Raw genomic sequence first — 19,294 nt, forward strand, 5'->3', positions numbered from 1 at the left:
TTTGTAAACTTGCGGTAATTGTAAATTTTCTGTATTCGGCGATCAAAAAAACGACTTGCCGCCCGGCGGCTGTCGGGACAACCGCTGCTTTTTTGCCTGACGCGCTGTCTTTGTGTGAGCGGTCGTACCGTCAGCGAAAGGCTTGTCCGCGCACTGGACAACTCCTCAAACAGAAAGGGCGCACACCTGAGTGTCGCCCCGGGTTGAAAGAGGCTTGTTCGGTAGTCTGCGATGTCTGGCCCTATTTAAGCAACGTATCCTGCGATACCGGAGCCGGCTGCTCATTTTGGATCGACGAATACAACGATGAAACCGTCCCCTTTTCCGTCACAGGTATTCTTTTCTCGAGCAAAGCACCCCTTCCACGGCGGGACAGGTTAACATAATCATATCAGAACCACCCGTCCACCGCCACCCATGAAATCACTTGGCGGCCCGTAAAACGTCCACCCAGGGAGGATACCCGACATGGGCCAAACGTCTCACAGGACCGTTCCTGTCTGGCCTTTCTTAATTGTAAAATATATCAGGAATTTTACAAGAGATGAATAATGGTATTTTCAATAAACATATTTTTTATACATATAACAGCGTAAAGATGAAGCTGTATTAAATCCAAATAAATATATCAATACTTTACTAAGGTGAAGTAATTGATGTTTGCGAAGACATTCCTTTGCCGAAAACATGTTTTCCTCATGGAAGGGGAATGGACGGCACCAAAACGGCCCCCGACTTCACATCGACGATCCCCTCGGCGGTAAGCCGGGCATACGGCAAATGGGTGGCGGTAAAAAACAGCAACGAATAGAGCGGGTCCAAATGCGCGTACCCCTTGTCCCGCAACAGGTCGGTCAGCGATTCCGCCATGCGGATGACGTCGTCCATCGGCGCGGGAGAAAACTTTCCGGCGAGCGGCAGCGGACATTCGCAGATCACCCGTCCCCCGTCGATCATGACCACGCCTCCGCCAATCTGCCGGACGCGCCGCAGCGCTTCCGCCATGGCCTCCGGGTTGCGCCCGATGACCAGCCAGTCGTCAGAGGCCGTGTAGGTGCTGACCAGTGCCTCCAGCGAACGGCCGTATCCCCTTACCAGCGCCTGTGTCAGCCGCTCCCGGTCAGGATTGAGACAGCAGATTACCGCCAGCTCGGGATCGTTCTCCAGCGAAACGCAGCCATCCCGGTCTGCCGGCAGTTCCTCCCGCTCCAGTGTGGTAATGACCGCATTGCGCATGTGCAGGACCGGCAGCGGTCCGCCCGTGTGGCGAAGTCGAAACGCGTCCGCTCCCACGTCCCTGCCCAGCCGGTCGACGGGCGGAAACTCGTACTGCTCCCAATGAGGCAGCACCGTGGGCACCAGCAGCCGCCCTTTTTCCGCCGCCCGCCGTCCGTTGGCGATGACCAGCTCGGGCGTCGGCTCCTCCGGACGAGTAAGCAGCAGAACGTCGGCGAGTCGACCTGGGGCAATCCCCCCGATTTCGGCGTCCATGCCGTAGTAGACGGCAGGATTGAGCGTCGCCATCACGTAGGCCTCTTCCGGCGGCATGCCCGCTTCGATCGCCACTTTTATCGTGTAATCCATCAGGCCGTGCCGGTGCATCGGCGGCGTGCTGCCGTCCGATGTCAGCATCATGCGGGGCGACCAGGGCAGTCCCATCTCCAGCCAGCCGCGAACCAATTCCGGCAGGTCCGGCCGGATGGAGGAGTGGCGCAGTGCGACATACATCCCCAACTGCAGGCGGCGCAACAACTCCTCCGCCGTGATGCTCTCGTGGCAGGCGGTGATCCCGGCGGCAGCCGCTGTGTTCAGGGTCTCCACCGACGCTCCCGGATGGTGTCCTTCGATCCGTTTGCCAAGATCGCGGGCGTGCTTGAGTCCAAACAGCAGGGTCTCGTCTTCGTTCAACACGCCTTGCCAGTCGGTCAGTTCCCCGCCCTGGACGACCAGCGGATGCTCCAGCATTCGCGCCAGCCCTGCCCGGTCAAACGGCGGCTCTGCATGTGACCGCCTCCGCTGCGGATCGAGCCGACCCCAGAAAAACTGCTTGACCGGATGGGCCGACAGCCGCTCCATGATCTGTGCCACCTGCGCAAACGGCAGGCTCATCAGCATCATCGTGTCAGACACCAGGGTTGTCGTTCCCCGCTCCAGTGCGAAGTCGGCCAGCGAGAACGGATTGTACCACTGAAACGGATGGGCGTGCGGCTCCATGTACCCCGGCACCGCGTACATCCCAGCTGCGTCTACCACAACCGTATGTTCGGCCACCTCCGGCTCCTTTTCCCCCACATAGGCGATCCGTTCTCCGGCGACGACGACATTCACCTCCCGCCATTCCTTGGTATACACCTGCAGCACCCGCGCTCCCTTGATCCACATGTCGGCAGGGGCCTGCCGCTTCGCCACCCGTAACAGATGCAGGTAAGCCTTTTCGTTGATCGGACGGACTCGCATGGTATGCACTCCTTTCCCTGTTTGGCGCACGGATAGAGAATCCTCTGCCAGAGCAGCCGTTTCCTAGCGAACGCTCGCTCACTTCCTGTGTACACTTCTCCGTTCGCCTGCCGGACTCCTGTATCCAACCCCTCTGTTAACAACAATTCCCTCGCGTGATTTTTTCCGCCCGGCACACACTACCAACAGGAACTGTTAGGACAGGAGGAACAACCATGCAAAAAAACGTCGGAACCGTGGATGCTCTGATCCGCATCACTGTCGGCCTGTTGGGGCTGGCCTACGGCGTCGGCAGGATGAGCCGCCGCCCGTACCGCACTCCCTGGCTGTTAATGGCGCTGTCAGCCATGAAGGTGGCAGAAGGCGTCACCCGCTTTTGTCCGATGCTGTACGCGATGGGTGTCAACAGCTGCGATCGCGCCGGAATGCAAAACATGCTCAGCAAAGCAAAGGACATGAGGAACCAGGCGGGGAAACCGGTCAGCGGCACGGCTCCCAAGCAGGAGCAAACCAAACTGTCGGCCGAAGACAAACAGCTCGAAGCGGCTGTTAAGGAGTACGTCTCCTACCGCCAGGCCGAGGAAGCTTCCCGCAACGAAGAGCGCGCCAAAAAAACGGACGACCGCCACAGCCGCGACGAACATCTCGAGCCAACTTATTCCTAGGAGGGACAGCCCATGTCACTTGTCGGACCTCCGCTATACGAATGGTTTTCCCACAATGCGTTTGTCTTTGCCTTGATCATCGGCTGTGTCGCCGTCATGGGCTACTTTATGTACGCTGCGAACAAGAAGAAAGGGAGATACCGTCAATAACCGGACGGATCTCCCTTTTTTTGCCATACAGGTCGCGATTGGCACGAATCTAGCGTCTGCGCAGCGCCCTGTCTGCGATGTCCCGGCGGTAATGCGCACCCGCGAAGCTGATCTGCTCAACGGCAGCGTATGCCCGAGCACGCGCATCTTCCAGCGTTCGTCCTGTCCCGGTCACGCCGAGGACACGGCCGCCGCTGGTGACAATGCCTTGCTCCGTCTGTTTGGTGCCGGCGTGGAACACGGTGACGGACTCGCCCGCCTTTTCCAAGCCGCTGATCAGCTCGCCCTTGGGGTATTCACCCGGATACCCGGGAGCGGCCATGACGACGCATACCGCACTTTCCTGCTTCCACTTTACGTCGACCGATGCCAGTTCCCCCTGGATGGCAGCCGTGCAGATGTCTACCAGATCGGTCTCCAAAAGCGGCAGGATCACCTGCGTTTCCGGATCGCCGAAGCGGGCGTTGAACTCCACGACCTTCGGCCCCTCGTCCGTGATCATCAGGCCCGTGTAAAGCACGCCCCTAAACGGGATGCCGTCCTGTGCCATGCCGCGGGCCATCGGTTTGACGATCGTCTCCACGATCTGCTCCACCAGCTCTGCCGACATGTGCGGCACAGGCGCATAGGTGCCCATGCCGCCGGTGTTGGGGCCCTGGTCACCGTCAAAGACGCGCTTGTGGTCCTGGGAAGTCACCATCGGCTTGACCGTTTCCCCGTCGACAAACGACAGCAGGGACAGCTCTTCGCCGCGCATGCACTCCTCGATCACCACGCGCGCCCCCGCCTGGCCAAACACGCCTTCCTTCATAATCCGGTAGAGCGCCGCTTCCGCTGCTTCCAGCGTTTCCGCAACGACCACCCCTTTGCCGGCTGCCAGTCCGTCCGCTTTGACCACGATCGGCGCCCCCTGTTCACGCACGTAGGCCAGGGCCGACTCGTAGTCGAGAAACGACTCGTACCGGGCCGTCGGGATGCCATAGCGCTTCATCAGATGCTTGGCAAAACTTTTGCTGCCTTCGATCTTCGCTGCCTGCGCAGTCGGCCCGAAGATCGGCAGGCCGCGCTCCGTGAAAAAGTCGACGATTCCGCCCAACAGCGGGTCTTCCGGACCGACCACTGTCAGGTCAACCCCCTCGTCTTTGGCAAACTGGGCCAGGGCGGCAAAATCGTCAACGGGAATCGGCACGTTTTCCGCCAACAGCGCCGTACCGCCGTTGCCAGGCGCGCAGAAAATCTTTTTCACCTTGGGACTTTGCGCCAACTTCCAGACGATGGCGTGTTCGCGGCCCCCGCCGCCGATTACCAGTACGTTCATGCGTACTCCCTCCTGTCAGCGGTTCTGACAAATCCGCTTTTCTCTTTCGCTCTCATCAATTCGTCAGCGATTAGTGTTTGAAATGGCGTACACCGGTAAACACCATCGCGATGCCATGGCGGTTGCAGGCGTCAATGGAGTCCTGGTCGCGGACCGAACCGCCCGGCTGAATGATCGCTGTAATACCTGCCTTCGCTGCCGCTTCTACGGTGTCCGGCATCGGGAAGAAGGCATCGGAGGCCAGCACAGCCCCTTTCGCTTTTTCTCCCGCCTGAGCGATGGCAATGCCGGCAGCACCGACGCGGTTCATCTGGCCAGCGCCCACGCCGATCGTCATGTTATCCTTGGCGAGCACGATGGCGTTCGACTTGACGTGCTTGACGACCTTCCAGGCGAATTTCAGCTGCGCCAGTTCTTCGGCGGTCGGCTGTTTGTCGGTCACCACGCGGATATCGGCATCGTCCAGTTGTTTCACGTCGTAGTCCTGCACCAGCGCTCCGCCCGCCACCGGCGCGATGCGGAATCCCTGCGCGGCTTCCCGGGACTCGTTCAGCGAGGGGATGCGCAGCAGGCGCAGGTTTTTCTTCTCGGTCAGCACGGCCAGCGCTTCTTCGGTGAAATCAGGCGCGAGGATGATTTCCAAAAACGTTTCTTTCATCAGCAGGGCAGTGTCGCGGTCCACAGGACGATTGGCCGCCACGATGCCACCAAAGATGGAAACGGGATCAGCCTCGTACGCCTTTTGGTAGGCTTCGCGAATGTCGGCACCGATGCCTACGCCGCACGGGTTGGAGTGTTTCACCGCGACCACGGCAGGTTCGGCAAACTCGCGCACGATGGCCAGAGCGGCGTCAGCGTCGTTGATGTTGTTGTAGGAAAGCTCTTTGCCGTGAAGCTGTTGGGCACGTGCGATGCTGGCTCCGCCTGCCAGCGGCTCGCGGTAGAATGCGGCCCGCTGATGCGGATTTTCGCCGTAACGCAGATCTTGCGCTTTTTCGTAGGTCACTGTGTAGCTTTCCGGCAGGAAGTCGCCCACCTGTTCGCTCAGATAGCGGGAGATCAGCGCGTCGTACGCAGCCGTGTGGCGGAACACCTTGGCGGCCAGACGGCGGCGCGTATCCAGGGACGTATCCCCATTCTGCTCGATTTCCGTGGCTACCTGCTCGTAGTCGGCGGCGTCCACCACTACAGTGACGTACTGGTGGTTTTTCGCAGCCGCACGCAGCATGGTCGGCCCGCCGATGTCAATATTCTCAATCGCCTCCGCAAACGTCACGTCCGGTTTGGCGATCGTCTGCTTAAAAGGATACAGGTTGACAACAACCAGATCAATCGTTTCAATCTGCAGGTCGTTCAGCTGCTTCCGGTGGGCTTCATTGTCGCGCACAGCCAAGAGGCCGCTGTGGATGTTCGGATGCAGCGTTTTGACGCGCCCGTCGAGAATCTCAGGGAAACCGGTCACTTCGGAAATGCCGATAACCGGAATGCCCGCTTCTTTCAGCATGGTCGCCGTACCCCCGGTGGAGATGATCTCCACGCCGGCATCAGCCAAACGGCGCGCAAACGGAATCAACCCTGTCTTGTCGGAAACGCTGATCAGTGCCTTTTTCACACTCACGGATAGAACCTCCTGATATTATTGGAAAGAATATAGAAAACACGAACATTATAAGTTAATTAAAACATAATTGTACGTTTTTATCAAGGTTTCCTCCCAAAAAAACGAACGCAGCCGCATCGTGCCAAGGCACGCGAGACTGCGCTTCGTTTGCATTACACGTCTATCGCCTTTTCTTTCTCCCGTCCTGCCATTTTCTCAATCGTTCGGCAAGCGGATCGCTTTTCACTTTTGCACTGGCATGCGACACCTCTTTCTTCGGGGTGTTTGTTCCCTGTGCCTGCCTGTTCGCCAGCGCGCTGATGGATTCGAGCGATGGGGGTTTACCGTCCTTCAACTGTTCCTTCACCTTCACCCGCGTTTCCTCGCTCAGATTGAGCCCCATGTCTGACAGTTCGTCAAACACTTCATCCAGGTTTCCATTCCCTCCCTTCGGCAGCTTTTGCGCCAGCCGCACGATATCCTCCATCGTCCAGTTCCGTCCTGTTTTCTTGCTCAGCTTACCCAGCAGATCGGATATCAAATCGCCCATGTGGGCCCCCTCCTTTTTTCCGCTTTCGTACTACTGTATGTAGCAAACGCCCGGGTGGGGACCGTTTTTTCCAAAATAGCCCGGTGTGCAGACAAAGTCCGTAATGGGTGCATCATGGGTGTACGGGAAGGGAATTGTGCATACCGTAAAGAATTAACAACTTTTACTGCGTACACTAATGGAAGTACCGGAGATGAAACGTCTGGAGGAATCCTTTCATGACCAATCGTGATGACGTCGCTTCCCGTCCGCTACCCACGGGAAACATGCTGCTTGTCGCGGGCATCATTCTCGTCGCCTTCAACCTGCGCCCCGCCCTCACCTCCGTAGGGCCGCTGATCGGCTCCATCCGAACGGATACAGGCCTGTCCGGCAGCATGGCGGGTTTTTTGACCACGCTGCCGCTCATCGCCTTTGCCGTCCTGTCCCCGATCGCTCCAAAGATCGCAGAACGCTACGGGAATGAACGGACCATCTGGGCGGGACTGTGTATCTTGCTCGTCGGCATCATCCTCCGCTCGCTCGGGGGGACTGCCGCGTTATTTGCCGGCATGGGCCTGATCGGCTTGGGAATCGCCATTTCCAACGTGCTGCTGCCGGGGCTCGTCAAGCAGCGGTTTCCGGACAGGATCGGACTGATGACGAGTGTGTACACCACGGCGATGGGCACCCTCGCTGCGCTGGCGTCCGGTCTTAGCGTCCCGCTGGCCCAGGCGCTGCGTCTCGGATGGCAGGGAGCGCTGGCCTGCTGGTCCCTGCTGACCCTCGTCGCGCTGGTTGTGTGGCTGCCGCAGCTCCGTGCATCCGTCCACATCACAGGCGACCAGGGCAAAGCGTCCGACAGCAGCCGACTCTGGCGTTCACCGCTGGCCTGGCAGGTTACCGTATTCATGGGATTGCAGTCGTTTGCGTTTTACTGCACCATTGCCTGGCTGCCGGAAATCCTCCATCACCACGGCATGAGCACTTCCACCGCCGGTTGGATGCTCTCGATCCTGCAGTTTATCAGTCTGCCGGCCACATTCCTGGCACCGGTGCTGGCCACCCGCATGACCAACCAGATGGGCATGGCCCTGGTGATCGGTCTGTGCTTTCTGGCCGGATTCGGCGGGCTGCTGGTCGGTGAAAACAGCCTGCTGCTGTTTGGATCACTGGTGCTGCTCGGCATCGGGCTGGGAGCCAGCATCAGCCTGGCGATGACGATGATCGTCCTGCGAACAACGGACACGCATCAGGCTTCCGCTCTGTCCGGTATGTCGCAGTCCGTAGGGTATTTGCTGGCCGCCGTCGGGCCGATCCTGATCGGACTTTTCTACGATTGGACCGGTTCGTGGACGTTCCCCCTGCTGACGCTGCTGGCGGTCAGCCTGCTGATGACGATCGCCGCTGTCGGGGCGGGACGGAACAAATACGTATAAGTAGGCCCCTATGGCACGAAACAAAAAAGGCCCTCCGCCACGGGAATCACACCCGTCGCAGAGGGCCGCTGTTATTTCTCCAGCCGCACGTGCCGCCCTTCCAGCCTCATCCGGCCGGTCAGCAGTCGTCCGATCACGTCGACCAGCAGTTCGTGCTCCACTTCATGAATCCGGGCAGCGAGGCTTTCTGCCGTATCCGTCTCGTGCACCGTCACGGGAACCTGCGCGATTATCGGTCCGGTATCCAGACCGGCATCGACGACATGTACCGTTACTCCCGTTACCTTCACCCCGTAGGCGAGAGCCTGCCCGATCGCATCCTTGCCGGGAAAGGCCGGCAGCAGCGAGGGATGCAGGTTGATGATCTGTCCTTCATAGGCGGACAAGAGCGTCGGCCCCACCAACCGCATGTACCCGGCCAGCACGACCAGCTCGACGTCCCGCCTGCACAGCTCGGCGACGATTTCTGCCTCAAACGCCGCCTTGTCCGGGTACGCTTTCGGCTCAAACGCGAACGCTTCCACGCCCAATCGCGCCGCCCGCTCCAGCACTTTGGCTCCCGGCTTGTCACAGACGAGCAGTACCACTTCCGCGCCTTCCAGCCGGCCGCTTTTCGTCGCCTGCACGATTGCTTCAAAATTGGAACCGCTGCCCGAGGCAAAAATGGCCATCCGTTTCACCACGTCACCCCGTTGTAGACGACGCGCCGCTCGCCCGCCCGAATTTGACCGATCAGGTACGGCTGTTCGCCCATTTGCTGCAGCGTGCCGATCACGTTGACGACGTCGTCCTGTTTGACGACCAGCACCATCCCGATGCCCATGTTGAACGTGCGGTACATGTCGGCCGGGTTGATGCTGCCCGCCTCCTGCACCAGCCGGAAAATCGGCAGCACCGGCCAGGAACCGACGTCGATCACCGCCTGCGTTCCCTCGGGCAGGACGCGCGGAATGTTTTCCGTGAAGCCGCCGCCGGTGATGTGGGCCATCGCCTTGATCTCATAAGACTGGAGCAGCGAAAGAATCGGCTTGACGTAAATCCGGGTCGGCGTCAGCAGCTCTTCCCCCAGTGTTTTGCCGAGCTCGTCCACATGGTCGTGTAGCGACATTCCCCGATCCGCCAGCAGCACTTTGCGCACGAGGGAAAAGCCGTTGCTGTGCACGCCGCTGGAGGCAAGCCCCACCAGCACGTCACCCGGCTTTACATCAGCACCGGTGATCAGCTTATCTTCGTCCGCGACACCGACGGTAAACCCGGCGATGTCGTACTCGCCTTCCGCGTACATGCCCGGCATTTCCGCCGTCTCCCCGCCGATCAGCGAGCAGCCTGCCTGGGCGCAGCCGTCGGCGATGCCCTTGACGATTGCCTCGATCTTTTCCGGAATCACTTTGTCGCAGGCCAGGTAATCGAGGAAAAAGAGCGGTTCCGCTCCCTGCACGACTACGTCGTTGACGCACATCGCCACGGCGTCGATGCCGATTGTGTCGTGTTTGTCCATGGCAAACGCGAGCTTCAGCTTGGTGCCCACGCCGTCCGTGCCCGAGACGAGCACCGGTTTTTTGTACCGGGACACATCCAGGCGAAACAACGCGCCAAATCCGCCCAAATCAGTCAGCACCTCGGGACGGAACGTCCGCTTCACATGCTTTTTCATCCGCTCTACCGCTTCGTTGCCCGCCTCGATGTCGACGCCTGCTTGCTTGTATGCTTCGCTCATGGTTTCACCCTCTTAACACTTGTCTGCCGGCAGTGCCGCCTCAAATTCAATCTCCGTGGGATACTGGCCGGTGAAGCAGGCCAGGCAGTGGCCGTTGTTGGGAGCCGCGTCCGTACGGCCGATCGCTTCGATCATGCCCTCCACCGACAAAAAAGCCAGCGAGTCCGCGCCGATGATGCGGCGAATCTCTTCGACCGATTTGGTGGCGGCGATCAGTTCGTCCCGGGTGGATGTGTCGATGCCGTAGAAGCAGGGATTTTTCACCGGCGGCGAACTTACCCGCACGTGCACTTCCCGCGCCCCCGCCTCGCGCAGCATGCGGACAATGCGGCTGCTGGTCGTGCCGCGCACAATCGAATCGTCGATCATCACCACCCGCTTGCCTTCCACCACCTTGCGCACGGCGGACAGCTTCAGGTGTACGGCCCGTTCCCGCAGTTCCTGCGTCGGCTGGATAAAGGTGCGTCCCACGTAGCGGTTTTTAATCAACCCGATCTCGTAGGGAATGCCGGTCGCCTCCGCGAAGCCGATGGCCGCCGAGATGCTGGAATCGGGCACGCCCGTCACCACGTCGGCCTCCACCGGCGCCTCCAGCGCGAGCTGCTTGCCCAGCCGCTTGCGGGCCATGTGCACGTTGATCCCGTCGATGTCGCTGTCCGGACGGGCGAAGTAAATGTACTCAAACGTACAGATGGAACGGACGGTTTTGTCCGTAAACGTCGTCTCGCGGATGCCGTCCTCGTCGATGATGATCAGCTCGCCCGGCCGGACGTCGCGCCAATACTCTGCGCCGATGATGTCAAAGGCGCACGTCTCGGAGGCTACGCAGACGGCGTCGCCCAGACGGCCGAGCGACAGCGGACGCAGACCGTTCGGGTCGAGCGCAATAATGAGCTGCCGCTCGTTCATCACCAAAAGCGCATATGCGCCCTTGATGTGCTGCAGCGCTTCCCGGACCGCTTCCGCCAGATCGCGGCTTTGCGAACGGGCGATCAGGTGGGCGATCACTTCGGTGTCGCTCGTCGTCTGGAAAATGGAACCCATGGCCTCCAGCTCTTTTCGCAGCACAGAGGCGTTGACCAGGTTGCCGTTGTGGGCGACGGCCATGCTGCCGTGCGCGTAGCGGAAAAAGAGCGGCTGCGCGTTTTCGATCTTGCTCGCCCCGGCCGTGGTGTAACGCGTGTGGCCGATGGCGATATGGCCGCGAAACTTTTCCAGGTCGCCCTTGCCAAACGCCTCCGAGACCAGCCCCATGCCGCGGTGCTTGTACCACTTTTCACCGTCGGAGGCGCAGATGCCCGCGCTCTCCTGGCCGCGGTGCTGCAGGGCGTGCAGCCCCAGATAGGTCAGCGGGGCTGCTTCCCGGTGGTTGTAGATGCCAAAGACGCCGCATTCTTCGTTCAGTTTGTCCCAGATCAACCGATCAAACATGGAATCGCATCCTTCCAAGCGGCTTTCAAATCGGCAAGCGGCGCATGGATCACTTCCGTTCCGTTGACGTTCACCACCAGTCGCTTGCCGCTAGTCGTTCCAATTACCTGTGCCGGCACACCCCGTTCTTTTGCCAGCGCCAGCACGGCGTCCTTTTGTTCCTGTGCGACGCTGAGCAGAATGCGCGATTGCGACTCGCTGAACAGCAGCACGTCACTGCGCAGGTCGGACTCAAGCGAAACGGTTGCGCCGATCTCGTTGCCAAAGCACGATTCCGCCAATGCGACGCCAAGTCCCCCTTCCGACAGATCGTGCGCCGATTTTACCAGCCCCTGGCGAATGGCGTCGTACACCAGTTTCTGCACGGCCGCTTCTTTTGCCAGGTCAATGTGCGGCGGACGTCCCGAGATGGAGCCTGTCGCCCATTTTTGATACTCGCTGCCGCCCAGTTCGGCGTAGGTCTCCCCGAGGAGGATAATCGCGTCCCCTTCGGCCTGGAAATCCTGGGTGGTGATGTGATCGACGTCCGCAATCAGGCCAACCATGCCGATGGTCGGCGTCGGGTAAATGGCGTCGCCGCTGCGTTCGTTGTAAAACGACACATTGCCGCCGATGACCGGTGTGTTCAGCGCGAGGCAGGCTTCGCTCATGCCGTCGACCGCTTTTTCAAACTGCCAGAACACCTCCGGCTTCTCGGGATTGCCAAAGTTGAGGCAGTCGGTGATCGCCAGCGGTTCGGCACCGGAACATACCACGTTGCGGGCCGCTTCCGCCACGGCGATTGCGCCGCCCACCTGCGGGTCGAGGTAGACGTAACGGCCGTTGCAATCCGTGCTCATCGCCAGTGCCTTGCGGGTGCCGCGAATCATTACCACGGCCGCGTCCGAACCCGGTTTGACCGCGGTATTGGCGCGGACGATGTGGTCGTACTGTTCGTATACCCACGCCTTGTTGGCGATCGTCGGCTGAGACAGCAGGGCTTTCAGCGTTTCGTTGGCGTCAGCCGGTTCGGGGATGGCCGCCACCGGATCGACGTTGGCGTTCGCTTCGTAGTACGCCGGCACAGCCGACGGTCTGTGGTAGACCGGCGCGTCATCCGCCAGGGTCTTGACCGGCACTTCCGCCACTACTTCGCCGTGGTGCAGCAGGCGCAGCATGCCGTCGTCCGTCACACGGCCGACAACTGCCGAAGCCAGGCCCCACTTGTCAAAAATGGCGATCGCTTCTGCTTCCTTGCCTTTTTCCACGACGACCAGCATGCGCTCCTGGGATTCGGAGAGCATCATCTCGTAAGCGGACATGCCCGCCTCCCGCTGCGGGACCAGGTCGAGGTTCATCTCGATGCCGTTGCCCGCCTTGGAGGCCATCTCCGCGCTGGAGCAGGTGAGTCCAGCCGCGCCCATGTCCTGAATGCCGACGACGATGCCGGTGTCGATCAGCTCCAGGCATGCTTCCAGCAGCAGTTTTTCCATGAACGGGTCGCCTACCTGTACAGCCGGCCGCTTTTTCTCCGACTCGTCGTTCAATTCCTCGGAGGCGAATGTCGCGCCGTGGATGCCGTCCCGGCCGGTGCTGGCCCCCACGTAGATAACCGGGTTGCCGACGCCCGTCGCCACCCCTTTTTGAATCTTGTCGTGGTCGATCAGGCCGACGCACATCGCGTTTACCAGCGGGTTGCCTTCGTAGGTGGCGTCAAAGTTCACTTCGCCGCCGACGGTCGGAATACCGATGCAGTTGCCGTAGCCGGCGATGCCCGCCACCACGTTTTCAAACAGGTATTTCACGCGCGGGGAGGTCAATTCCCCAAAGCGCAGCGAGTTCAGAAGCGCCACCGGACGTGCGCCCATCGAAAAGACGTCGCGGATGATGCCGCCCACCCCGGTTGCCGCCCCTTGGTACGGCTCGATCGCGGAGGGATGGTTGTGGCTTTCGATCTTGAAGACGACAGCCTGGTTGTCGCCGATGTCGACGATCCCGGCCCCTTCGCCCGGTCCCTGCAGCACGCGCGGTCCGCTGGTCGGAAAGCGGCGCAGCACCGGCTTGGAGTTTTTGTACGAGCAGTGCTCCGACCACATCACGCTGTAGAGTCCTGTCTCCGTCCAGTTCGGCTTGCGGCCGAGGATGTCCACGACGCGCTGATATTCTTCGTCAGTCAAGCCGATCTCCCGGTACAGGCGCTGGTCGGCGATTTGGTCAGCGGTCGGTTCGTTACGAGTGAGCTGTGACACTGTTTTTTTCCCTCCATGTCTTCAGAATCGAGGTAAACAGGCGCCGGCCGTCGGCGGAACTCATCCATTCGTGCACGGCCCGCTCCGGGTGAGGCATCATGCCGAGCACGTTGCCCCGTTCGTTGCAGATGCCGGCGATGTCATCTATGGAACCGTTCGGGTTTTCCCCTTCGTAGCGGAAGACGATCTGGTTGTTGGCCTGCAGCCGTGCCAGCGTCTCTTCGTCGCAGTAGTAGTTGCCTTCGCCGTGAGCGATGGGAATCCGGATCACTTCACCCGCAGCGTAGTCGCGGGTAAACGGCGTGTCGTTGTTGACCACGCGCAGCGGCGACAGCTTGCAGCGGAACTTCAGCGAACGGTTGCGGAGCAGGGCGCCCGGCAGCAGTCCGACTTCGGTCAGGATCTGGAAGCCGTTGCAAATGCCCATCACCAGCTTGCCGTCCTCAGCTGCCTTGACCACCTGTTCCATCACCGGCGAAAACCGGGCGACGGCCCCGCAGCGCAGGTAGTCACCGTAGGAAAAACCGCCCGGCAGCAGGATGACATCGTAGGCGGAGAGGTCGGTCTGTGCGTGCCAGACGTAATCCACCGGCACTTCCATCACGTCTTCAACGGCGTTGTACAAGTCGATGTCGGCATTGGAACCGGGAAAGACGATTACGGCTACTCGCATGGCTCAGCCCTCCACGATGTTAAAGCGGTAGTCTTCAATCACGGTGTTGGCCAGCAGTTTTTCACACATCGCGCGGACGCGCTCCTCCGCCTGCGCCCGGTCGGCCGTATCCAGCACCAACTCCATGTACTTGCCGATGCGCACGTCTTTTACTTCGTCAAAACCGAGGGTGTGCAGCGCTCCCTTGACCGCGTGTCCTTGCGGGTCGAGCACGCTTTGGCGCAGCGTCACGTATACAACAGCTTTACACATGTGCTTCTCCTCCCAATCGTTTCAGCATTTCCCGATACGCTTCTTCCACATTGCCGAGATCGCGGCGGAAGCGGTCCTTGTCCAGTTTCTCCATCGTCTCGGCATCCCAGAACCGGCACGTATCCGGCGATATTTCATCCGCCAGAAGAATCTCTCCCTCCGGCGTGCGTCCAAACTCCAGTTTAAAGTCGACGAGAATCACGCCGCGCTCGCGCAGGTACTCCTGCAGCACCTCGTTTACCTGCAGGCCGATACGCTCCAGCACGGCCAAGTCGTCTTCGCTGGCGACTCCGAGCACCTTGATGTGCGAGTGGTTGACCAGCGGATCGCCCAGTGCGTCGTCTTTATAGTAAAACTCCACCACCGGGTGCGGCAGGGCCGTTCCCTCCGCCATCCCCAACCGCTTGGCCAGGGAACCGGCCGCGATGTTGCGGACGACCACTTCCAGCGGAATGATCTCCACTTTGCGGACCAACTGTTCCGTGGGCGACAGCAGGCGGATAAAGTGGTTGTCGATGCCCCGCTCTTTCAACAGCGTGAAAAAGATGGCGGTGATGCGGTTGTTCAGTTCACCCTTTCCGGTGATGGTGCCTTTCTTTTCCCCGTTGAACGCGGTCGCATCGTCCTTGTACTCCACCCAGTATTGATCGGCCAAAGACGTACGATAGATGCGCTTTGCCTTACCTTCATAGAGTTGTTCCCGTTTTTCCACTTCCGGAGTCACCTTCCCCGAGCAAAGGTTGCGTAATGCGTAATATACACGAACATTTCAACTCAATTAAAACACAATTATACGCATTTATCAACGAAAATGAGCAGATTAGCATTCGACAAACGTTCGGGAATTTATGTAATTTCCCCCGACCACTCAAATTTAACATTCGGCAAACAATCATGTACGCCATATTCTTTCCCTGTCCGGGGAGGTTCAGTCTGCGCTTCGCCCTCAAGAGAAGCGAAGCCAATCAGCCGCTGGCTGCCGCAGCAGAAAAGAAGAAAAGTCCGGATTCCCGGACTCAGACTAAAGACAAACGGTTCATTGAGTTAGCGTCCACAAAAAATGATTTCCAGGCCGAAAGGCGTGCCCATTCATCAACCGAAGCGGAAGACAATGGGCATCGCATGGAGGGATGGGCCAAGCGAGCTCCTTTGACGACCGGCTCAGCGGAAAAACGAAGACGCGGGGACCAACAGGGGACACAAGTCTCACTTCCTCGAAATACCCAGATGTTTGTCCCCTGCCCGCGTCTCGTTTTGGAGCGGACTTCATCCGCTTCTTTGCTGGGCGTCAAGCGAGCGAGCGGGGCCGATCTCCCATGCGCCGCGGACTTTGTCTACACGCTGAGTCCGGATTCCCGGACTCAGACTAAAGACAACCTGCATTTTTCATTAATATTTTCCAGGAACCGATCTTCCCATCGGTTCCCGGCAGGGCACCATCACCATGACACCGCGTTCACTCCATTTTCAACCGCTCTTCACGCATTTCGGCAACAGATTTCGCGTCGCGATGTTCAAGCGCTTCGCCATACTGCAGCGGCGGTCTGATCTCCACCATCGGAGCGGCGCTTTCGTTCTCCAGCAGGCTCATCTCGGCCAGATCGCCGACATTTCGCATGGCGGGCGGAAACCGGTTTTCCGCAGTCATCTGCAGTTCCCTCCAGTCTTCATGGAATGCTGTTACGATGTAGGATGACCAGCTTGACGAAAAAAATCCAAAATCCCTGATTTTTACATCTGGTGCACAGCCGCCCCCCAGGTCTGAAGTGGTACAGAGCGACTTGTCTCAGCTTGAGGGCAGCCGGGTGACTTACGCTTAAACTGCGGCGGCTTTCCTTTTTTATGCTACACTGGTAGAGGATAAATTTATCGGGGAAAGGATGAGTCCACATGTTTCCGTTTGAGGTATTATTCCCGACCCGGATTTTCTTTGGCACCGGCGAAATCGCCCGGTTGGGGCGGGAAGCGAAAGCGCTCGGCCGCAAAGCGCTGCTCGTCACCGGCGGCCGTTCGGCCAAACGGACCGGTCTGCTGGACCGTGTGCAGTCGCTTCTGGCGGAAGAACAGGTGGAGTACGTGCTGTTTGACAAGATAGAACCCAACCCGCGCACCACTACCGTCGACGAAGGAGCGGCTCTCGCCCGCGAACACGGCTGCGACTTTGTCATCGCGCTCGGCGGCGGATCGGTGATGGACGCCTCCAAAGCGATTGCGACGGTGGCCCTCTCCGGCCGACCGATCTACGATTACCTGCGCGGCAATCCCTCTGGTACGGCCAAAGAGCTGGTGCCCGTGCAGGAAGCCCTCCCGCTGCTGACCGTGCCCACCGTGGCAGCGACCGGGTCGGAAGCGAACAACATCAGCGTGCTGACCCACTGGGAAACCCACGAAAAATCGTCGATCAACGGCCCGGGTCTGTATCCGAAGGTGGCGATCCTCGATCCGGCGCTTACCTACACGGTGCCGCCGCACGTCACCGCGGAAGCGTGCGCCGACATCTTCGCCCACCTGTTTGAATCGTATCTGATCAGCGCGGAAGGCACGCATGTGCAGGACGGCTTTACTGAGACGCTGATCCGGCTGGTTGCAAAACACTCGCTCACGGCCATCCGCCAGCCCGATCACGAAGAAGCGCGCGCCACGCTGCTGTGGGCAAGTACGCTGGCGATCAGCCCGTTTACCCTGTCGGGGCGCGGAGCCGGCTATCCGCTTCACGGCGTAGAGCACCCGCTGAGCGGCTATTACGACATGGCCCACGGGCGGGGATTGGCCATCTTGTCCCTGCCGTACTTTGAACAGATCATTCTGCCCGACCGCCCGGAGCGGCTGGCGCGCATGGGGCGTCAGTGCTTCGGGGTCACGGAAACAGACGACCATGCCGCCGCACGGGCGACGATCCAAGCCGTCCGCAGCTGGTACGAAGCGATGGGCATCACGCAGCGCCTCTCCGACTTTGGCGTCACCCGCGACGCCCTGCCGGAATTGGCACGGGATGCAGTGCAGATCGGCGGTCGAGGTGCCGGCCATCTGGCAAGCTCCCGTCCGCTGCATGAGCAGGATGTCATCGCCATCTACGAAGCCTGCCTGTGACACTTGGGCTGCGTCACCTTTGCGAAGCGGTCCGCCTCCCCTCCCGGACGACTGCCTGGCCGAATGCCGGTCTGGCCGGACATTCGGGCGGTTGACCGTGTGCGTTCATCCAATCAGCCAGCCCCGCCATGCATGTGGCGGGGCTTGGCTTGCATACAGACGGAAGAAAATCTATACTTGCAGATATAGTAAAAAAATTTTTACTACTGGAGGGTTCCACACGATGGCAGATCCACGGATTAACGAACTGGCCAGCCGTCTCATCCGCTATTCGCTTAATTTGCAAAAAGGAGAAAAAGTGCTGATCGAAAATATCGGCGTGCAGGTGCCGCTGGTGCGCGCCCTCGTCCGCGAGGCGTTTGCCGTAGGCGCCCTCCCGCTGGTGACACTGAAGGATCAGGAAGTGCTTCGGGCGCTGATCCAGGGGAGCAACAAGGAACACATGGAACTGATCGCCAAACACGAGCTGATCCGCATGCAGGACGTCGACGCATACATTGCGGTGCGCGCGTTTGAAAACATCAACGAGTTTTCCGACATTCCCGAAGAAAAGATGGGCCTCTACTCCCGCATTTACTACAAACAGGTGCACTTCGGCGAGCGCATCCCGAAAAAACGCTGGGTCGTGCTGCGCTATCCCAACAAGTCGATGGCGCAGTTGTCCAACATGAGCCTGGAGGGTTTTGAAGATTTCTACTTCTCCGTCTGCAACCTCGACTACGCAAAAATGTCCAAGGCGATGGACCCGCTCAAGGAACTGATGGAAAAGACCGACCGCGTCCGCATCATCGGCCCGAAAACAGACCTGCGCTTCTCCATCAAGGGAATCCCGGCTATCAAGTGCGACGGCAAGCGGAACATCCCGGACGGTGAAGTGTACACCGCGCCGGTTCGCGACTCCGTGGAAGGCACGATTTACTTCAACACACCGACCAACTACCACAGCACCTCGTTTACCGACGTGCAGCTTACGTTTAAGGAAGGCAAAATCGTCGAGGCGACCAGCTCCAACACCAAAGCCCTGAATGAAATCCTCGATACGGACGAAGGCGCCCGCTACATCGGCGAATTTGCCATCGGCTTCAATCCGCACATCCTGCACCCGATGCAGGACATCCTGTTCGACGAAAAAATCGCCGGCAGCTTCCACTTCACGCCGGGCAGCGCCTACGACGTGGCCGACAACGGCAACCGCTCCTCCATCCACTGGGACATGGTGCAGATCCAGCGTCCGGAGTACGGCGGCGGCGAAATCTGGTTTGACGATGTCCTGATCCGTAAAGACGGCCGGTTTGTCCTGCCGGAGCTGGAAGGACTCAACCCGGAGAATCTGGTGTAAGCATGATGAAGACCGCAGGTGTTTGCACCTGCGGTCTCAGCGTTAGACAAAGTCCGCTGCGCCTGGGAGATCGGGCCCGCTCGCTCGCTTGACGCCCCGCACAGAAGCGGATGAAGTCCGCTCCAAAACGAGACGCGGGCAGGGGACAAACATCTGGGAATTTCGAGGAAGTGAGACTTGTGTCCCCTGTTGATTCCCGCGTCTAGCGTTTTTCCGCTGAGCCGGTCGTCAAAGGAGCTCGCTTGGCCCATCCCACCATGCGATGCCCATTGTCTTTTGCTTCGGTTGATGAATGGGCAGGCCTTCCGGCCTGGAGATCAATTTTTGTGGACGCTAACTCAATGAATCGTTTGTCTTCAGTCTGCGACCGCAGGTGTCTGCGCCTGCCATCTGCAAATAAAAAAGT

Annotated in this window: 17 protein-coding genes; 5 read left to right on the forward strand and 12 right to left on the reverse strand. The window is 59.6% G+C overall.

Features of this window, described 5'->3' with window-relative positions:
• Nucleotides 1-696: 696 nt before the first annotated feature.
• Nucleotides 697-2,457 carry an adenine deaminase C-terminal domain-containing protein gene (locus KDN35_RS04530; protein WP_171565269.1) on the reverse strand — a complete coding sequence of 587 codons (1,761 nt, stop codon included), beginning with the start codon at nucleotides 2,455-2,457 and terminating at the stop codon, nucleotides 697-699.
• A gap of 215 nt (nucleotides 2,458-2,672) precedes the next feature.
• Between KDN35_RS04530 and KDN35_RS04535 the strand changes: the two genes are divergently transcribed.
• A complete protein-coding gene (locus KDN35_RS04535; protein WP_212132203.1) occupies nucleotides 2,673-3,122 on the forward strand; it encodes a YgaP family membrane protein in 450 nt (149 codons plus the stop codon).
• 12 nt (nucleotides 3,123-3,134) lie between these two features.
• Nucleotides 3,135-3,272: an EYxxD motif small membrane protein gene (locus tag KDN35_RS04540; protein WP_171565271.1), complete on the forward strand. Its 138-nt coding sequence runs from the start codon at nucleotides 3,135-3,137 to the stop codon at nucleotides 3,270-3,272.
• Between the two features lie 49 nt (nucleotides 3,273-3,321).
• Here the strand turns inward: KDN35_RS04540 and purD are convergent, their stop codons facing one another.
• The 3 genes from purD to KDN35_RS04555 form a co-directional block, all read right to left on the reverse strand.
• Nucleotides 3,322-4,590: a phosphoribosylamine--glycine ligase gene (gene purD / locus KDN35_RS04545; protein WP_171565272.1), complete on the reverse strand. Its 1,269-nt coding sequence runs from the start codon at nucleotides 4,588-4,590 to the stop codon at nucleotides 3,322-3,324.
• A gap of 70 nt (nucleotides 4,591-4,660) precedes the next feature.
• The gene (gene purH, locus KDN35_RS04550) at nucleotides 4,661-6,208 is read right to left on the reverse strand and encodes a bifunctional phosphoribosylaminoimidazolecarboxamide formyltransferase/IMP cyclohydrolase (RefSeq protein WP_171565273.1); all 1,548 of its coding nucleotides are present in this window, start codon (nucleotides 6,206-6,208) and stop codon (nucleotides 4,661-4,663) included.
• A gap of 163 nt (nucleotides 6,209-6,371) precedes the next feature.
• Complete coding sequence (locus KDN35_RS04555) at nucleotides 6,372-6,740, reverse strand: hypothetical protein (protein ID WP_212132204.1); 369 nt, start codon at nucleotides 6,738-6,740, stop codon at nucleotides 6,372-6,374.
• A gap of 218 nt (nucleotides 6,741-6,958) precedes the next feature.
• Between KDN35_RS04555 and KDN35_RS04560 the strand changes: the two genes are divergently transcribed.
• Nucleotides 6,959-8,158: a CynX/NimT family MFS transporter gene (locus KDN35_RS04560; protein WP_212132205.1), complete on the forward strand. Its 1,200-nt coding sequence runs from the start codon at nucleotides 6,959-6,961 to the stop codon at nucleotides 8,156-8,158.
• Between the two features lie 71 nt (nucleotides 8,159-8,229).
• Here KDN35_RS04560 and purN read toward each other — a convergent pair whose 3' ends face one another.
• From purN to KDN35_RS04600, 8 genes are all read right to left on the reverse strand, one after another.
• On the reverse strand, nucleotides 8,230-8,838 hold the full coding sequence (gene purN / locus KDN35_RS04565; protein WP_349290954.1) for a phosphoribosylglycinamide formyltransferase: 609 nt from the start codon (nucleotides 8,836-8,838) through the stop codon (nucleotides 8,230-8,232).
• Nucleotides 8,835-9,875 (reverse strand): phosphoribosylformylglycinamidine cyclo-ligase, encoded by a 1,041-nt coding sequence (gene purM / locus KDN35_RS04570; RefSeq protein ID WP_212132207.1) that lies wholly within the window; start codon nucleotides 9,873-9,875, stop codon nucleotides 8,835-8,837. Before purM ends, purN begins: the two co-directional genes overlap by 4 nt.
• Nucleotides 9,876-9,887: 12 nt before the next feature.
• Nucleotides 9,888-11,306 carry an amidophosphoribosyltransferase gene (gene purF / locus KDN35_RS04575; protein WP_212132209.1) on the reverse strand — a complete coding sequence of 473 codons (1,419 nt, stop codon included), beginning with the start codon at nucleotides 11,304-11,306 and terminating at the stop codon, nucleotides 9,888-9,890.
• On the reverse strand, nucleotides 11,291-13,534 hold the full coding sequence (gene purL, locus KDN35_RS04580; protein ID WP_212132211.1) for a phosphoribosylformylglycinamidine synthase subunit PurL: 2,244 nt from the start codon (nucleotides 13,532-13,534) through the stop codon (nucleotides 11,291-11,293). Before purL ends, purF begins: the two co-directional genes overlap by 16 nt.
• Nucleotides 13,515-14,207 carry a phosphoribosylformylglycinamidine synthase subunit PurQ gene (purQ, locus tag KDN35_RS04585; RefSeq protein ID WP_212132213.1) on the reverse strand — a complete coding sequence of 231 codons (693 nt, stop codon included), beginning with the start codon at nucleotides 14,205-14,207 and terminating at the stop codon, nucleotides 13,515-13,517. Before purQ ends, purL begins: the two co-directional genes overlap by 20 nt.
• A 3-nt stretch (nucleotides 14,208-14,210) precedes the next feature.
• Complete coding sequence (gene purS, locus KDN35_RS04590; protein ID WP_212132214.1) at nucleotides 14,211-14,459, reverse strand: phosphoribosylformylglycinamidine synthase subunit PurS; 249 nt, start codon at nucleotides 14,457-14,459, stop codon at nucleotides 14,211-14,213.
• Entirely contained in the window at nucleotides 14,452-15,171 is a 720-nt protein-coding gene (purC, locus tag KDN35_RS04595; RefSeq protein ID WP_171565282.1) for a phosphoribosylaminoimidazolesuccinocarboxamide synthase, read from the reverse strand. Before purC ends, purS begins: the two co-directional genes overlap by 8 nt.
• 744 nt (nucleotides 15,172-15,915) lie before the next feature.
• Nucleotides 15,916-16,107 carry a hypothetical protein gene (locus KDN35_RS04600; protein ID WP_212132215.1) on the reverse strand — a complete coding sequence of 64 codons (192 nt, stop codon included), beginning with the start codon at nucleotides 16,105-16,107 and terminating at the stop codon, nucleotides 15,916-15,918.
• A gap of 242 nt (nucleotides 16,108-16,349) precedes the next feature.
• On the opposite strand from KDN35_RS04600, the gene KDN35_RS04605 reads away from it, so the two are divergent.
• Nucleotides 16,350-17,549, forward strand: coding sequence for an iron-containing alcohol dehydrogenase (locus tag KDN35_RS04605; RefSeq protein WP_212132216.1), 1,200 nt, complete (start codon nucleotides 16,350-16,352; stop codon nucleotides 17,547-17,549).
• Nucleotides 17,550-17,772: 223 nt separating this feature from the next.
• Nucleotides 17,773-18,888: an aminopeptidase gene (locus KDN35_RS04610; protein WP_212132218.1), complete on the forward strand. Its 1,116-nt coding sequence runs from the start codon at nucleotides 17,773-17,775 to the stop codon at nucleotides 18,886-18,888.
• Nucleotides 18,889-19,294 lie beyond the last annotated feature (406 nt).

This window comes from Brevibacillus sp. NL20B1 (assembly GCF_018195675.1).
In the GTDB taxonomy this organism is placed as follows: Bacteria; Bacillota; Bacilli; order Brevibacillales; family Brevibacillaceae; genus Brevibacillus; species Brevibacillus aydinogluensis.

Bases quoted from the DNA above. Each gene is read 5' to 3' on its own strand.
- KDN35_RS04560 (WP_212132205.1), top strand. From the start codon at position 6,959: ATGACCAATCGTGATGACGTCGCTTCCCGTCCGCTACCCACGGGAAAC.
- KDN35_RS04610 (WP_212132218.1), top strand. From the start codon at position 17,773: ATGGCAGATCCACGGATTAACGAACTGGCCAGCCGTCTCATCCGCTAT.
- purQ (WP_212132213.1), bottom strand. From the start codon at position 14,207: ATGCGAGTAGCCGTAATCGTCTTTCCCGGTTCCAATGCCGACATCGAC.
- KDN35_RS04540 (WP_171565271.1), top strand. From the start codon at position 3,135: ATGTCACTTGTCGGACCTCCGCTATACGAATGGTTTTCCCACAATGCG.
- KDN35_RS04600 (WP_212132215.1), bottom strand. From the start codon at position 16,107: ATGACTGCGGAAAACCGGTTTCCGCCCGCCATGCGAAATGTCGGCGAT.
- KDN35_RS04555 (WP_212132204.1), bottom strand. From the start codon at position 6,740: ATGGGCGATTTGATATCCGATCTGCTGGGTAAGCTGAGCAAGAAAACA.
- KDN35_RS04530 (WP_171565269.1), bottom strand. From the start codon at position 2,457: ATGCGAGTCCGTCCGATCAACGAAAAGGCTTACCTGCATCTGTTACGG.
- purS (WP_212132214.1), bottom strand. From the start codon at position 14,459: ATGTGTAAAGCTGTTGTATACGTGACGCTGCGCCAAAGCGTGCTCGAC.
- KDN35_RS04535 (WP_212132203.1), top strand. From the start codon at position 2,673: ATGCAAAAAAACGTCGGAACCGTGGATGCTCTGATCCGCATCACTGTC.
- purM (WP_212132207.1), bottom strand. From the start codon at position 9,875: ATGAGCGAAGCATACAAGCAAGCAGGCGTCGACATCGAGGCGGGCAAC.
- purD (WP_171565272.1), bottom strand. From the start codon at position 4,590: ATGAACGTACTGGTAATCGGCGGCGGGGGCCGCGAACACGCCATCGTC.
- KDN35_RS04605 (WP_212132216.1), top strand. From the start codon at position 16,350: ATGTTTCCGTTTGAGGTATTATTCCCGACCCGGATTTTCTTTGGCACC.
- purF (WP_212132209.1), bottom strand. From the start codon at position 11,306: ATGTTTGATCGGTTGATCTGGGACAAACTGAACGAAGAATGCGGCGTC.